Source organism: Vibrio sp. ES.051 (assembly GCF_002563795.1).
GTDB lineage: Bacteria > Pseudomonadota > Gammaproteobacteria > Enterobacterales > Vibrionaceae > Vibrio.
Genome location: NZ_PDJL01000004.1, coordinates 1,038,136 through 1,054,000 on the forward strand (window position 1 = coordinate 1,038,136; position 15,865 = coordinate 1,054,000).

The window sequence follows — 15,865 nt, forward strand, 5'->3', positions numbered from 1 at the left end:
CTTCTCTTTGGTTTGTTGCAAAGTCGCCCCACTGCGAAGGGGGCGGAATAAGAGGGGGTTAGGATTAAGACGCTAGGATGGTTTTTAGGTCATCCTGAACGTTGCCAATGCTGCGCATATCGAATTTTTCTTGGATGATTGCGATTAAGTTTGGCGTTAGGAATGCTGGCGCCGTAGGGCCCGTGTAAATGCCTTTCACACCCAGTGCAAATAGCGTGAGTAGAATAACAATTGCCTTTTGCTCGAACCAAGAAAGTACCAGCGTGAGTGGTAAGTCATTAATGTCACAGTCAAATTCTTTTGCCAGTGCTAGTGCCAGCTGGATTGCAGAGTAAGCATCGTTACACTGACCTACATCCAATAGGCGAGGGATGCCATTGATATTGCCAAACGTGTTCTTATTGAAGCGAAACTTACCACAGGCTAGCGTCAGGATGAGTGTGTCTTCTGGTGCTTCTGCGGTAAAGTCGGTGTAGTAACTGCGCTCAGATTTATCACCGTCACAACCACCAACGAGGAAAAAGTGCTTGATGTTGCCTTGTTTCACTTGGTCGATAACCGCAGGTGCAGCGTTCATTAATGCATTGCGGCCGAAACCAACGGTGATGTTGTGTTCGATTTCATCGTGTTTGAATCCTTCTTGCGCAAGTGCACATTCAATCACTTGACTGAAGTCATCGCCTTCAATGTGTTCTACTCCCGGCCAACCGACGATGCTTCGGGTAAACAGGCGATCTGCGTATTGACCCACATTTGGGTTCAATAGGCAGTTTGATGTCATCACAATCGCCCCTGGGAAGTTGGCGAACTCTTTCTGTTGGTTTTGCCAAGCACTGCCGTAATTACCGGCTAGATGAGAATACTTCTTCAGTTCTGGGTAGCCGTGCGCAGGTAGCATTTCACCGTTGGTGTAAACGTTGACACCTTTGCCTTCGGTTTGTTGCAGGATTTTTTCTAGGTCGTGTAAATCGTGGCCAGATACCAGAATACATTTACCTTTTACTGGTTTTACGTTAACCGTGGTTGGCTCTGGGTGACCAAAAGTTTCGGTCTCACCATGGTCGAGCATTTCCATCACTTTGTAGTTCATTAAGCCAATACGCATTGAGCAATCAAGCAGCTCACTCAGATCTTCTGGGTCGGTCCCCAACCAAGCCATGATTTCGTGGTATTCAGCGTAGATATCGTTGTTGGTTTGGTCAAGAACGCGAGCATGCTCCATGTAAGCAGCTGCACCTTTCAGGCCATATAGACACAGCAGACGCAAGCCAATTACGTCTTCATGGACTTGATCTTTGCCACGGTTCACCGCGACTTGAGGTGCAAAGGTAAGGATCGTTTCTGCGCTGTTGGGAAGTTCAAAGTTCGCCACGTCAGGGATGTGGGCCAGTGGTTTATCTGCCATTGTTGCAGCAGTGATAACTTGGTCTTTAAGCAGAGCTTTGTATATTGCTGCTTGATTCGCCAGCTCTAGGATACGTTCAGGGTCGAAGTTAACGTTGGTTAACGTTGAGAAGAAAGCTTTTGGTGCCCATTGGTTAATTTCATCGTTTACGATGTGATATTCGAGTGCTTTTAATGCCCAAAAAGAAACCCCTTGCAGTGTATAAACCAACACGTCTTGTAAGTCGGATACGTCAGAAGTTTTGCCACACATGCCTTGAGAAAAAGAACAGCCTTTAACAGTAGGGGTTTGAATTGTCTGTTCACATTGAATACAGAACATATTGGGTTCTCCAGTGATTGTTTTAATAGTCGTAATGTTGATCACTAGAGAGCAGAATGCGTGCCAATGCTTATCTTTTTGAAAATTAAGGGTTTTGTGGGTTTTTATGAAGAGGGATGATGTAACTAAGACAACGCCGATGATGTCTTAATTACATCGTGTTTTTAAAAGTGCCTATTTATTGATCTCGAGTTTTTTCCCCATACGATATAAATTACCGCGGTCCATCTGTAAAAACTCGGCTGCTTTTGCCCAAACTCCGCCTGTTTGGCTCAAGGCATGTTCAATCAAATCACGTTGATAGCTTTCGACGAGCTCGCGCATTGGTTGACTTTCTTTGGGTAAATAATGCGATGTGCTTTTAACATCGTCCAGCGCGAGTGAAGCATCAAAGTGACTTAATATAATGGTAGTCGCACCTTGTTGAATGGCGTGCAAGGCTGCGCGAGTTAAGGTGTGTTCTAATTCTCGTACGTTACCATACCAAGGTAAAGATTCGAGCCGAGCTAACACCTTTGGATGAACATGCAGATTCGGTGCGTTGAATTGCAGGCGCACTTTTTCTAATAAATAACCCGCAAGGACGGGAATATCGCCTTCACGAGCACGAAGCGCTGGTACTTGGATTGGGAATACGTTTAAACGGTGAAACAAATCGGCGCGGAAAGTACCCGCTTCGACCTCTTTTTCTAATTGTCGATTCGTTGCGGCAATGATGCGTACGTTAACCATCAAATTCTGGTCACTACCCACGCGCTGCAACTCACCTTGCTGGATCACACGTAATAATTTTGCCTGTAAAATCAAAGACAGTTCGCCCACTTCATCTAGGAAAATTGTCCCACCATTGGCCAGCTCAAATTTACCAGCTCGGTTTCCGTTTGCACCGGTATACGCGCCTTTAACATGGCCAAACAGTTCACTCTCTGCCAGACCTTCAGGTAGAGCGGCGCAGTTTACGTAAATCATCGGTTTGTCACTGCGATGGGATTGCGCGTGAACAGAATGAGCGACCAATTCTTTACCTGTTCCCGTTTCACCGGTAATCAATACTGCATAATCTGATTGAGCTACCGTCACAATATTATTACGCAGTTGATTGATCTGCGGACTTAACCCAACCATCTCACCATGCTTAGAACGAGCTTGCTGGATGAGCGTCTGCGTGACGTTTTTCTGCTTTTGGTTCTGGGTTTTCAGTGCGTTTAATTGTGAGATGTTACGCAACGTCGCTGCGGCTAAAGCGGCAAAGGTTTCTATTGCTAATGGGTCGATATGATTGAATGCACCAACGGTCAGTGCGTCCATCGTCAATGCACCGACAAGTTGCCCTTCGACATATAAGCTAAAGCCCATGCAGTCGTGGACATCAATGCATTGGTCTTCCGTGAGCAATGTACCGTCAAACGGATCGGGCAGTGGACAATTTGCATCAAAACGGACCGGATCTCGGCTCTGAATTATCGCGTTTAGTCTTGGATGGGCGTTAGGAAAATAACGACGACCTAGCACTGAGCTAGATAGCCCTTTTACTGCGACTGGGGTGAGGAAACCATCTTCATCAAAGATAAACAGACAACTTGCATCGCAAGGGAAGACTTGAGCCACTCCATCAATCAGGCTCTGGTATTGCTGCTCATGGGAGCGATTGGAGCTAAGATTTAACGCAATATTCAGGAGTACGTGGTCAACAGTAAGAGTCATAACAAGCCCAAATTTATCTAAAGTGGATGCATGCTAGCAACTTGATGTCATTTGAACATCGAAAGCAGGTGGAGATTGATGTTCTATTGACCACGATCAAATTACATCGTGAAAGGGCCGCGCAAACAGTGCTTGTTTGCGCAGCGGATTAATAAAGCAGTGGAAGCCGGTTATCGAGGAACGACACGCGCATCATTGCCATACATGTTTATCTGAACGGCTTGGCCTGGTTGGAAAATCATATTAGGGTTGGCTTCTTGAACGACGGCAATGATTTTTCCATCTTCGAGGCGAATCGTCAGGTTGACCCCGTTTCGCTTAGCGGTTGCCTCCGCGGTTTTACTACCAGCATACCCACCTAATAGACCGCCCCCAATTGCCGCAATATCCGAACCTGAACCGCCACCAACTTTAGATCCTAATATCCCCCCAACGGCTGCGCCAGCGATAGTACCAATGGCATTGGATTGGGTGGAGGCATCAATAGTGACAGGTTCCACTTTCTCTATGGTTCCATAATAGACCTGTTGCACTTTTCTTGTGTCTGCTGAGCCGTATGAATCACCGTATGGGTTGGGAGAGCTACAGCCACCCAATGTTATTACGGACAAAACGAGCATGATGCTTAAGTGGATGTATTTTGCCATGTAACCTCCAAATGATTCCGATACTTCCAGAGTATAGAACCACGTCTGAGTATCTGCATTGAAATTCGCGAATGCTGGTCTCAGGTTAATCAACGTAGTAAATCCGATTGCTTACAGTCCGTCTTAGCAAGTGTTGAGCGCGAACCAATATTAAGGTTGTGACTTCAGTGTATGAAAACCGGAATATATTCGTGTGACGGTGGTAAACCAACATGCGGCACCAAAGCTATAAGCAATGACAGCGAAGTGTTGTGGAAGCAAACAAAACAGTACCAAACAGCCAATGGTTTCAGTGCCCTCGGTTAAGCCGCTCATGTAATAGAGAGATTTATTTTTATAAACGGGGTTATCGATACCGCGTTTGCTGGCCATGATGGCAAACGCTAAAAAGCTGCTACCAGTCCCCACAAATGAAAAAATCAAAAACGCACCTGCAATGGCATTTTGTTCAGGGTTTGCTAATACAAAACCAAATGGGATCAAGGAATAAAACAGAAAATCTAAACTGATATCGAGAAAGCCTCCCGCGTCAGTTATACCCTGAATCCTCGCTAGCGCGCCGTCTAAGCCATCACAAAACCGATTAAGCAAAATAAACACTAATGCAAGTGTGTATTGTTCTGCAATCAAAGACGGTAGCGCAAAACATCCGATGATGAACCCAAAAAAAGTCGTTTGATTCGCGGTTATACCGAACTGGTCGATGACTCTGGCGCTTTGGGTTAATGGCTTCTTAATGACTTTAAGACTAAAACTATCAAGCATTGTTCGTCTCCCAAGGCCAGTTTATACAGCGGCTGCCTTCTGGAATGTCTTCTTCATCGTGCGTTACCATCAGCGTTGGGATGTTTGCGTGGTGTAGTTGTTCGACGACCCAGCTGCGAAATTGTGCGCGCAGATCTTTATCAAGCTTGCTGTATGGTTCATCAAGCAGCGCGACTTTAGGTTGTGCGAGTAACATGCGGGTGAGGGCGATACGTGCACGTTGTCCGCCTGATACTTGGTCAGGAAAGGCATCAGCAAGTTTGAGCAACGAGATGTTTTTTAATGCTTCCATCGCGACTTTTTGACGCTCTGCACCTTTGATTGAATTGGGGAGTGCAAAAGCGAGATTTTCCCAAATAGTAAGGTGTGGGAAAAGCAGATCATCTTGGAATAAAATGCCGATCTGACGTTTATGTGCGGGTAGTGCATCTAATTGTTGGTCGTTGAGCGTGATAGACCCAGAGTAATTGAATTCAGTCGGTAGATGTCCAGCGATAGCATCCAACAAAATGGATTTTCCACAGCCACTGGGACCCATTAAGGTAACAATTTCACCTTTATTTACCGTCATATTGAATGCGGAGAAAAGTGTATCGCCATCGTTTTTACGGATGGCGAGATTTTTGAGGCAAAGACTCATTCGGTAATAAACCTTTAATAGACAATCGGCGATACTTAACGTGTAAACGACTAAGTAGGATCGCAAAAGAGAAAAACATGAACGGTAAGAGCGCTTGCCAAATGGCATAAATAGCAGTGACGCGACGATCGAAGCCACTGGATAGAGCAACCGCTTCCGTTGTTATTGTGCTAATACGCCCCGCACCGAGCACGAGTGTTGGTAGGTATTGCGTTAAGCTGACGCTGATCCCCACTGCCCAAGCGAAGGCAATGGCAGGTAATAGAATCGGTAACTTTACTTTCCACCACGCTTGCAATGGCGATTTGCCTAAGCTTAATGCAACACGAGTTAACCCATTATCAAAGCTGCGCCATGGACCATCTAGTGACAAGTAGACAAATGGGAAAGCGAAGAATACGTGAGCCCAACATACCCAAAAGAAGTACGCACTGTTATTGAAATAAAGTGTCGCAATCTGCATGCCGAATAGCACAGATAGTGGTGGAATCAACATCGGAATTGCGATGACGTACCCTGGGATCTGCCAGCGATAACGTAAACGGTACTCATGAGCGATCAGCGCCAAAACCAGCGCAATCGACGCACTAATAATACCAATCAACATGCTTTGTTCTAACGTTCCGAGAATACTTTGCCACTCATATTCCCAAAAGCGCAGGCTATAACGACTTGGCAGTAAATCAGGGAAGCGCCACCGTTGAGCAAAGCTCCAAATTACCATCAAAGGCAACATTAACAATGTCAATAGAGCGATCAGAGAAAACACCGTTTTGCCCGGCAAACACAAGCCACTGCGGCCAGAATATTGCCAATGTCTAAAGCCTTGGGTGATGCCCCATTCAACAAGGCGAGCAAAGCTCATTAAGGCGCTGGCCATAAAAAACAATACGACAGCGCCCGCAGCCGCTCTTGGCAGGAGCGAGAGATCAGGGTCGTTGAACCATTGCCACACAAGTACAGCGAAGGTTGGTGGATTCGTTGGGCCAATGATCAGAGCAACATCAACGACCGATAGGCTATAAGCCAACACGGCTAGCATAGGAAAACGTAATTTCACCAACCATTGCGGGAAGATGCATTTCCACCACGTTTGAGCAGAGCTATACCCCATAGAATGACTGACTTTCTCAATTTTATCGACTTTCAATTGTTGAAGAATTGGAATGCTCATCAGTAACAAAAAAGGTACTTCTTTGATGGCTAGCATGAGGATCAAGCCGAGTGCGTGTGGGTCTTTAATCAATAACGCCAAGTCATTCACAGTTTGCGCATTTGGGTCGTAGCCAAACAGCTGGTGAAGAATGCGAACACCCATTCCCGTTGGTGCAAATAAAAAAGCAAAACCGATCGCGAAGGCGACATGTGGCATCGCGAGTAGGGGGGAGAGGCTCACTTCAACTTTGCGCCAAAATTTGCAGCCCCAAGAAGCTTGAAGAATCGCAAACGTCATTAAACAAGCAAGGTAGCTACTAACAATGGCGGAATAGAACGTGAGGCCAATAGAAGTCCACACTCCTTCCCAATCAAACACCGCAGTAAAACCACCGAGAGAAACTTGATTCAGACCGATAGGGGGAATATAGCCGAGCGCAGAAACCACCACCCCGAGTAGCCCAGGGATGGTCGGTAAAATACAAACTGCAATAATAACGAGATATAGCGCTCTTAACATGGGTAAATATTAGTTTCCGTAACGTTTCAGCCATTCTTTTTCTAACGCGACTTGCCAGCTTGGGTGCGGCTCAGCGATCGATTTGAATTGTTGTGTGCTCTTTGCCGTTCCTTGTAAGTGCTGTTGGCTTAGTACCGAAGGATCACCCCAGATGTTGATATCGCCTTTACGAGACTGCGCCTCAGGGCTTAATAAAAAGTTTATTGCAACTTGGGCGCCTGCACTGGCATTTGTATTCCAAGGAATGGCGAGAAAATGGATATTGGAAAGCGCACCTGCATCCATCGCATAAGCTTTTGTGCTTTTGGCTAAAGTACCACTGGTTTGCGCTGAAAATACTGCATTTGGGTTGAAGGTAATGGCGAGATCTATTTGTCCATCATCTAGTAATTGGATAGTTTCTGCCGTGCCGCCCGGGAACTGTTGACCACCACGCCACGCAACACGATGAAATTCATTTAAGTATGACCAAAGTGGTTGAGTTACTCGCTTAAATGCTTCGTCCGTCACTGGTTGTTGCAGCTTAGGGTCATTGCTGGTCAACTCAATTAATAGCGCTTTAATAAAGCTGGTGCCGTGAAATTCTGGCGGGCGAGGGTAAGTGAGATGGTTGGGAAATGTTTTCGCATAGTTCAACATTTCTGAAAAAGAACTCGGTGGGTTTTTCAGTGTTTCTTCATCATGAATAAACACTAATTGGCCGACCCCCCATGGTGCTTCTAAACCTTCTGTTGGTTCTGAAAAATCCACATCCACGGGCAAGGTTTTATCAACGTATTGCCAGTTTGGCAAATCGCCAACGAAGGGGCCAAACAGCAGTTGGTTGTCTTTCATAGATTTGAAGTTTTCACCATTAACCCAAACCATGTCCACGCTACCACCACTATTTTTACCTGCGGCTTTTTCCGCAATTAAACGCGTTGTGGTTTCAGAAATATCGGTAACTTTAACGTGATTCAGAGTCACGTTGTAGCGGGATTTAAGCTCTTTACCTGCCCATTGGATATAGCGGTTGATTTCTTGGCTACCGCCCCAAGCATGAAAATAAACACTTTGGCCTTCCGCTTGTTGCTCGATTTTCTGCCAGTTGTCGGCAAAGGAAGAAGTGGCGAAAGTCGCGGCTACCATACCAATGGTGCTAAATAGCTTTTTCATATCAAATCCGTGTTGTGATTCTTTGTTTTTGTTCGAGGAGTTTTTGATGTCCAAAGGGAGCTAAACTCCGTTCCTTCAAAAGATAGTAATTCATCTCACTCTATTATCAACGTTAATTACAAACCTAATCACTCACTAATTCAAACAATTATTATCAATGTGGAGCAAAGTGGAGCAAACGTGAGTTTGAAGTCGTTTAGATCTTTATTTTAAGTAGAATTGGACCGGAAGGCTAAACCATTTCTTTCAAGCCCGATAGTTTTAGATAGGAGAGGGGGGGAGGCGTTTGTTGCTTGTTAAAATAGAAAAGCAGCCTATCGTGATGGCTGCTTTTTAGAGTGAGTGCTCGGAGTACAGGTCTAGTTTACCCAATCACGCAATGTGAAGGTGAGCTCGTGGTCTGCGTTTTTTAGCACTAGAGCGTCATTTGTTAGCGTGATGTCACTCCACTTAGATAATGTTTCTGACATCGCTTTTTCAATTTCCATCTGGTCATCCATGCACATCATCATGGTCATGCCCATTTTTTCGATACGCAGTTGATTGTTTTTTAGTTCTGCCTGACCGAAGAAGTCGTTACAACCGGCATGGCCATTTGCGGTTAGATTTTCACCGATCTCTAAACGTGGTGTTTTTTGACGCTCTTTAAGATCGATGTTTTTGCCATCAATTTGAACCAGTTCCCAGTTGTGGTGCTTTAAGTCTTGAGCTGTAATTTCTTTCACATCATTACCATCACCGTTGCTAGTACATGCAGTTATGAGAATAGGGAGAGAGATTGCTGTAACGAACGTTTTTAGGCTAAGCTTCATTTTATAGACTCCGTTTTAAAAAACGTAATAAGTATAGGTAATAAAACACTGTTTTTGTCAGAATACGGTGATAGTTTCGTATGCATCAGGGTAGAGTGTATATTAGACTCTGCCATCGATTTAGCCAATATTGATTTTCTGCGAGTCGCGATGAAAGCACGGTATTAGTATGGAGCAATTGGAGTTTTTTACTGTCCCTAACCCTTGTGTCGGCATATGCAGTGTAGATGAAAAAGGGTATTGCAAAGGGTGTATGCGTAAAAGAGAAGAGCGATTTAATTGGCTCAACTATACGCCTGCGCAGCAATTGCACGTCATTAAGTTATGTCGTCAGCGTTACAAGAGAAAGGTTTTGGTAGGGAAGGCGAAGTCAGGAGAGCCTCAGGAAGACGTATCACCACAGCAAACTCTCTTTTAATAACAGATTCGCCACTCTCCACCTTGGCCCTTGGCCCTTGGTTTCTTCCTTGGTTTCTTATGGCCGGGAAGGTACTGTCTATTTATTATTACTTGATTTTGTGCGCTTAACCATAGTTTATGGGGTTTACTTCATTGACCAATCATCACTCACCCATCCCCCAGCATGTTCATCGAAGTGGCTTCCTGAAAACCGGTGATTGAATTCAACATTCAGTTTACTTGTCGGACGCTCATCCATCAGTTGGTGAATGTATTTCGCCATGGGGTCGGTACAGGCTTCACGTTCTCTACGGGTAACCACTTCTTTGATCATTTGCAGTCTGTAGCTATTGCTGGCTCGTTTCATTTTTGACCTCCAGAACTCGATGGCAGCAGTTTGAACATATTGGCGTTTATATCGCTGCTCATAGGTGTACGCGTGGAGACGAATCACCTTCGTTCTGGGTGAAAGATAAATTGTGTGAGAGCAGTGTTTGTAACGCCATTAATATCTTTCTTAGCATCATCCTCTGTACCATGAAATCTCATGGTTTAAAGTCAGTTAATGAATCTGTGTTTTCGAAAGACACTTTCAAACATAGAAGCTCAACAGGTGAGCGTCAACAACACAAACGGATAATTTTTGAACATTTTTTGAAGCTTGATAATTTTCAGCAATTTAATAGAAATAAAAAACCGAAGCACCAAGCTTCGGTTTTTAGAGGGAGCTCTGACGGAACCATTCCTCAGAGTTATTCCGTCAGAGTATAAGGTGCTTTTAGCTTTTAGTTGCAGGGCAACCTTTCACTGCTTGGCTATTACTGAAGTACTTGATGTTGTCTAAGTTTTTGTCGTAGTGTGCCGCAGAAATTTGCGGGTTATTTACGAAGAACTCACGCAAAACGTATGCATCCGTTAGCTGTGTAGATTGAACATCGATGATAGGGTAATCATCGCCACCAGCAGCGCTGAAGCTGATAACAGAAAACGTGTAAGTTGCGTCCAGAGCAAAGCCTTTACCGTTGATGTCGGTGATGGACACTGAGCCAGCATCACAATCTACATCCAGAGTGATGTTATCTAGTTGAGCGTAAGCACCAGAGCCTGCAGATTTCGTTGCTACGACATCAAGGTAGTCTTTTACTTCTTGACCAGTCATGGTTGCTTTCGTCACGAAGTTACCGAATGGTTGCACTGTCAGTACGTCACGGTAAGTGATGTCGCCATCTTTAATTGAATCACGCACACCGCCAGAGTTCATTACACCAAAGTCAGCCTTCACCGTCTCATAAGTACGGTATGCTTCACCTAATAAGTGACCTAGGTTAGTTTGTTGAGAACGAACTACGTTACGGTCACCTTCTAATTTTCCGGTTGTTTTAGATATCTTCTCATCTAACAACTCTTGACCTTGTTGCTGGTAAGGCAATAGCAAAGCTTTGACTGTTGCATCTTGTCGAATGTGCTCACCGATAACTTCATCGTTGTCGCCGAGAAGATTTACAGGAATCAGTGCGTAGTTCGCCAAGTGAAGTTCACCGCCGTAGTATTCGAAGTCAGCACGGCCCACATATTTACCCCATTCATGCGCTTGCATGATGTAAGTACCATTTTGTTGATCTGGCGCGCAGTCATCACCAGGTTTGAAATCGGCATACTCATTTGTATTCGGCTCCATACAAACAGGGTTTTGAGAGTGACCACCGATAATGGCATCTAACTGGCCTTCTTCAAGAGAGCGAGCTAGCTTAACGTCTCCTGGTGCTTCGCTACCGTTGTTGCCGTCTTGGTAATGACCCATGTGAGTCGTAGCAAACACAAGGTCAACGTTTTCGTTCACTTCAATTTCTTTCAGAACTTTTTTGATTTCGGTTCTAGGATCAGCAAAGTGAATGCTTGCGACGTTGTCTGGGTTCACCAGTTTTTCTGTCGCTTCGGTTGTTAAGCCAACGACTGCAACCTTAAGACCGTTGAGGACTATCACTTTGTATGGGTCAAAGTACCGTTCTTCAGTAATGTTGCCTGCAGTATCTTTTTTGTAGATATTCGCTGCAAGCATAGGGAAATCGGCGAGTTCTGCTTGCATATCTAAGGTGTCTAAGTCGTTGTCAAACTCGTGGTTACCCACTGCCATCGCGTCATAACCAAGAAGGTTCATCCCTACGAAGTCCGGTACTGCATTTTGCATATCTGACTCAGGTACGCCGGTATTAATGTCACCACCAGATAGGAGGATCGTTTCCCCACCGTTTGCTTCGACTTCTGCGCGGATAGATTCGATTAAAGTGTGACGCGCAGCCATGCCATATTCACCATCATCGTTATGCCAGAAACGACCATGGTTATCATTAGTATGAAGAACCGTAAATTTTGTACATGAATCTGCGGTCTCACAAGTTACTGGTGAGTTGTCGCTATCTGAGCCGCATCCTGCTAGCGCAGCGCCGACTGAAAGTACCAAGAGAGATTTGTAAAACTTCATAAGGGATCCTTTCTGTGTGATTTTGTTATTGTTACGGCGTGAAATATACGCAATTAACGTGAAACTTTAGTGATCCATCTCTTGTTTATACTTCTATCGGAGAAACGAATTAATAAGCCTGCAAACTATATCGACAAACAAACAGAAATGGTTTTTAGGATCAATTCCATAATATTTAGGGTGTTTTTTGTGAAGCGGTTAATTGAATGAGCTTGATTTATGTGCATCAATGCGCATTTTAATAAGGAATTCAGCATTATTTGGGTACTACTTTGCCAATTTCATGTATTTGTATTCTCAATGAAACAAATAGTTAAAATTTAGATTATCTCTAAAGTGGAAGGTGAGGGGACGGGATAAGCAGGCAGACTTTTCATGAAAATCGATTATTAATAGAAAAGTCAACGCAAGGTAAGCGACAAATTGTACGATGAATTCGTATGGTTACGAATTACTAGGAAAGGTTCCTGAATAAGGTATGCCGCTTTTATATTTGCGTTATGTATTCTTTTTGTATCGAACACATAATGTTAGTGGAAAATATTCAACAATTTGAGCTGTGCGATTGAAAAGGAAATTCTATGAGTGTTTCTCAAACGCTATAAATAGTAAAACCCCGGAGGTGGTAAGTCTCCGGGGTTTTGAATTTTTTTAGATATTTCGGTTGGTAAAGCCGATAATCTGTTATGCAAAAGGTTTGGATTTAATCTGAGTAATTCCTTGGTAGGGAATTAGATACGGATAAAGTCCATGTGTTCAACTTTTGGCTTGAACGCGTGACGTTGAACGTCTTGTGGCTTAACTTTAACTTCTTTGCCATCGATAACGAGAACAAGACCTTCGTAGAATTCAGGTTTGTCCATTTGGTTAACAACGTCGTCGTGGTTAAGAACGATAGCTACTGCTGCTTCTTCACCGCCGTATACAACTGCAGGGAATTTGCCAGCGTGGCGTAGGCGGCGGCTCGCACCTTTACCTAGTTCAGTACGTACTACTGCTTCGAATTTCATAGTATTTACTCTCAAATTAGTAAAATAGAATTTTCACAATCAACAATGCGACCTTGTCGTTTGTGGTAAGGCTTGAAACAGGAACTGTTCAAGCGAGCGCGGATACTATCATTCTGGTTTGATTTGGGCAACTGAAACAACGCCTAAATCAACAGAAAGACAGGAATTTGTTACTCAAAAGGCTATGGTTTGTTTGCTTAGGATGAAAGCTGCGCACTTTGCGTCTGTTTTCATCAGTTTGCTCTGTGCTTAACACGAATGGGCATTGTCGACTTAACAGGTTAAGTTCGACTTCTTTGTAAGACTAAAGAGGCTTTCAAACCGCCCAACTGGCTTTCTTCGAGCATCAATTGGCCTCGATAGCTGTGCGCCATTTCGCTGACAATATTTAATCCAAGTCCAGAGCCGGGCGTTGTTTCATCCAACCGAACCCCTCTTTGAGTTACTTGGGTCAGCTTTTCTTTAGGGATGCCAAAGCCGTCGTCTTCAATAATAATGTAAATATTATTATTATCTTGCGTCGAGTGAACTCGAATCATACTGGTTGCCCATTTATAACCGTTTTCTAGCAGATTACCGATCATTTCATCGAGGTCGGTTTTTTCTACTGCTACGTTCAGCTCAGAATCTAGCTCGTTGATTAACGTGATGCCACGTTGGGCATACACTTTGTCGAATGCCATTGAAATAGCATCAACCCGCTCTGCTGGGTTGGCTTTGACTGACAGTATATTCATTGAACCTGCCATTCTGGCTCGGCCCAAGTGATAGTCGATATGATCTTGTATTTGATTGATTGGGCCATGAAGGCGAGATTGATCTTCGGTTTCTAATGCTTGTACTTCATTTTTCAGTACTGAAAGTGGCGTTTTCAGTGCATGAGATAGGTTGCCAGCATGGTTTCGAGCGCGCTCTAACAGTTCTTGATAATGAAAAAGTAAGGCATTGAGGTCAACGATAAGAGGCGAGATCTCTTTTGGATACGTCTCTTCTAAGCTCTTTTTATTTCCAGACTTTAGTTCTGCCAATTCTTTTTGTAACTTGGTTAATGGGCTTAACGACCAAGCGATTTGCAGCAGAATGACGGTAAGCACACCAGCGAACAATAGACCCAGAATAAGCCACAGTTGTCCGACCAGAGTTTGCAATGTGTTTTTAATAGGTTCTTCATCGATGCCAATGATGATATGAATAGGGCCTTCATAATCAGTAAGATACAAGGTTTTTTCGATGGTGATGAGCCTTTCACCTCTTGCGCCGTGTGCACTTTTATCCATGCCTTTGTATTCGATTCTTTTATCCCACAAAGAGCGAGAGCGTTCGAGGCTGGTTTCGGTAGACGCGCTCCAATATAAGCCACTGTATGGGCGACTAAAGCGAGGGTCTGAAAGTTGTGCAGCAAGATCGAGACGACCAGTACTATTGACCTCTAGCTGAGCGGCAATTTCATCCATAAAGATGCTCAGTTGCGAACGAGTATCGTCGAGCATGTAGTTATACACCTGAGTCGGTATAGTGACGCCGGCAGCGAGGATCATAGCTGTTAACCAGACGACCGCCGCTAAGACTAAGCGACTCTTAATACTGAGTCGTTTTAATACGTTAAGTGGTAGCCTGCTTTTATTCGGCATTTAATTGGTATCCCAACCCTCGGACGGTTTTGATGATCTGTGGTGCTATTTTTTTGCGGATACGGCCTATGAACACTTCGATGGTGTTGGAGTCACGATCGAAGTCTTGCTTATAAATATGTTCGACTAACTCGGTTCGTGAAATCACTTTCTCAGGGTTGTGCATGAAGTAGGCAACCACTTTATATTCCAAAGCGGTTAAACTCACTGCTTGCCCTTGCCACATCACTTTTGACGTACGCGTATCCAAACTTAAGTCGCCAATTTGCATTACTGGTGATGCGTTACCAGATGCTCTGCGTAACTGCGCGCGAATGCGAGCAATAAGTTCCACCATTTCAAAGGGCTTTGTTAAGTAATCATCCGCTCCCGCATTTAGACCTTCAACTCTTTGAGTTAAGGTGTCGCGGGCACTAAGGATCACCACTGGCGTATTGATGTTTTCATCTCGGATGCCTTTTAGCACCGTTAAGCCATCCAATTTTGGTAGGCCTAGGTCGAGCACAATGACGTCCCATTCTTCTGATGTGGCTCGATACAATGCATCAATGCCATCTAGAGATAATTCTGGCACCCAGCCGGTATTTTCTAAGGTTTCTATGATCTGCTCGCCTAAACGAGGGTCATCTTCAACAACAAGTATTTTCATAGTAGCGACTCTTATTATGTGTGAGCGTTGGGCCAAAGTATGGAAAGATTGAGCCTGAGGTTATTTTAGTTGTTTTGTGGTTTTAACGCTTTGTTAAAGCTGCGACCTTTGATTTCGAGCATCTCCAGTGTTGCAGCGTCGTACTCCACTTTCAGCACGCTATTGTTATAGAGAATTTTCAACTCATAGACCCACTCATCGTGTTCCTCTTCGAGCTCGACTTTTATAATTCGACCATATAGATCGTTTTCGACGGCCGCATAGAGCTCTGAAAATGGGCGAATATAACCTTTTTGTACCGCACGATAGACCTCGTCTTGGTCTTCATCAAATTCGATTCGAGTGCCTGGTTTTTCAACATCTCGCACGATTGCATGACCATTTTTCTGCGCATAAGTGTCTACATGTTTGGCTAGGCTTGCTGCGCAAAGTAGCATCGTAACCAAGCCGAAAAGTAAGGCGAAATAATGTGAAGTCGTTGGTTTATACATGGTCAAACCTCTTTTGAAGTGTTGGCAAAATTATATCGAGCGGTATATGAACCGAAACTGAACCATTGTTTAACTGTCG

At 44.3% G+C, this 15,865-nt stretch carries 15 protein-coding genes; 1 reads left to right on the forward strand and 14 read right to left on the reverse strand.

Annotated elements, in window-relative coordinates; genetic code table 11:
* Positions 1–64: 64 nt before the first annotated feature.
* From hcp to ATG66_RS11300, 8 genes are all read right to left on the reverse strand, one after another.
* On the reverse strand, positions 65–1,726 hold the full coding sequence (gene hcp, locus ATG66_RS11265; RefSeq protein ID WP_098415385.1) for a hydroxylamine reductase: 1,662 nt from the start codon (positions 1,724–1,726) through the stop codon (positions 65–67).
* Positions 1,727–1,900: 174 nt separating this feature from the next.
* Positions 1,901–3,430 (reverse strand): nitric oxide reductase transcriptional regulator NorR, encoded by a 1,530-nt coding sequence (gene norR / locus ATG66_RS11270; protein ID WP_098415386.1) that lies wholly within the window; start codon positions 3,428–3,430, stop codon positions 1,901–1,903.
* Positions 3,431–3,600: 170 nt separating this feature from the next.
* Positions 3,601–4,077, reverse strand: a complete 477-nt coding sequence (locus tag ATG66_RS11275) for a glycine zipper 2TM domain-containing protein (RefSeq protein ID WP_098415387.1) — start codon at positions 4,075–4,077, stop codon at positions 3,601–3,603.
* Between the two features lie 150 nt (positions 4,078–4,227).
* Positions 4,228–4,842, reverse strand: coding sequence for a CDP-alcohol phosphatidyltransferase family protein (locus tag ATG66_RS11280; protein WP_098415388.1), 615 nt, complete (start codon positions 4,840–4,842; stop codon positions 4,228–4,230).
* Positions 4,835–5,482 carry an ATP-binding cassette domain-containing protein gene (locus ATG66_RS11285; RefSeq protein WP_098415389.1) on the reverse strand — a complete coding sequence of 216 codons (648 nt, stop codon included), beginning with the start codon at positions 5,480–5,482 and terminating at the stop codon, positions 4,835–4,837. Before ATG66_RS11285 ends, ATG66_RS11280 begins: the two co-directional genes overlap by 8 nt.
* Positions 5,448–7,157 carry an ABC transporter permease gene (locus ATG66_RS11290; protein WP_098415390.1) on the reverse strand — a complete coding sequence of 570 codons (1,710 nt, stop codon included), beginning with the start codon at positions 7,155–7,157 and terminating at the stop codon, positions 5,448–5,450. The genes ATG66_RS11285 and ATG66_RS11290 overlap by 35 nt, the downstream gene beginning before the upstream one ends.
* 9 nt (positions 7,158–7,166) lie before the next feature.
* On the reverse strand, positions 7,167–8,312 hold the full coding sequence (locus ATG66_RS11295) for an ABC transporter substrate-binding protein (RefSeq protein WP_098415901.1): 1,146 nt from the start codon (positions 8,310–8,312) through the stop codon (positions 7,167–7,169).
* A 359-nt stretch (positions 8,313–8,671) separates the two neighbouring features.
* On the reverse strand, positions 8,672–9,124 hold the full coding sequence (locus tag ATG66_RS11300) for an META domain-containing protein (protein ID WP_098415391.1): 453 nt from the start codon (positions 9,122–9,124) through the stop codon (positions 8,672–8,674).
* 169 nt (positions 9,125–9,293) lie between these two features.
* On the opposite strand from ATG66_RS11300, the gene ATG66_RS11305 reads away from it, so the two are divergent.
* A complete protein-coding gene (locus ATG66_RS11305) occupies positions 9,294–9,542 on the forward strand; it encodes a DUF1289 domain-containing protein (protein WP_098415392.1) in 249 nt (82 codons plus the stop codon).
* Positions 9,543–9,668: 126 nt separating this feature from the next.
* Here the strand turns inward: ATG66_RS11305 and ATG66_RS11310 are convergent, their stop codons facing one another.
* The 6 genes from ATG66_RS11310 to ATG66_RS11335 all read right to left on the reverse strand — a co-directional run bounded on the left by ATG66_RS11310 (position 9,669) and on the right by ATG66_RS11335 (position 15,786).
* Complete coding sequence (locus tag ATG66_RS11310; protein ID WP_098415393.1) at positions 9,669–9,890, reverse strand: hypothetical protein; 222 nt, start codon at positions 9,888–9,890, stop codon at positions 9,669–9,671.
* Between the two features lie 411 nt (positions 9,891–10,301).
* On the reverse strand, positions 10,302–12,005 hold the full coding sequence (gene ushA, locus ATG66_RS11315) for a bifunctional UDP-sugar hydrolase/5'-nucleotidase UshA (protein ID WP_098415394.1): 1,704 nt from the start codon (positions 12,003–12,005) through the stop codon (positions 10,302–10,304).
* Positions 12,006–12,736: 731 nt separating this feature from the next.
* Positions 12,737–13,015 (reverse strand): 50S ribosomal protein L25, encoded by a 279-nt coding sequence (gene rplY, locus ATG66_RS11320; RefSeq protein WP_098415395.1) that lies wholly within the window; start codon positions 13,013–13,015, stop codon positions 12,737–12,739.
* Between the two features lie 281 nt (positions 13,016–13,296).
* On the reverse strand, positions 13,297–14,646 hold the full coding sequence (locus ATG66_RS11325) for an ATP-binding protein (RefSeq protein ID WP_098415396.1): 1,350 nt from the start codon (positions 14,644–14,646) through the stop codon (positions 13,297–13,299).
* Positions 14,636–15,295: a response regulator transcription factor gene (locus ATG66_RS11330; RefSeq protein ID WP_098415397.1), complete on the reverse strand. Its 660-nt coding sequence runs from the start codon at positions 15,293–15,295 to the stop codon at positions 14,636–14,638. Before ATG66_RS11330 ends, ATG66_RS11325 begins: the two co-directional genes overlap by 11 nt.
* A gap of 65 nt (positions 15,296–15,360) precedes the next feature.
* Positions 15,361–15,786: a PepSY domain-containing protein gene (locus ATG66_RS11335; RefSeq protein ID WP_098415398.1), complete on the reverse strand. Its 426-nt coding sequence runs from the start codon at positions 15,784–15,786 to the stop codon at positions 15,361–15,363.
* Positions 15,787–15,865 lie beyond the last annotated feature (79 nt).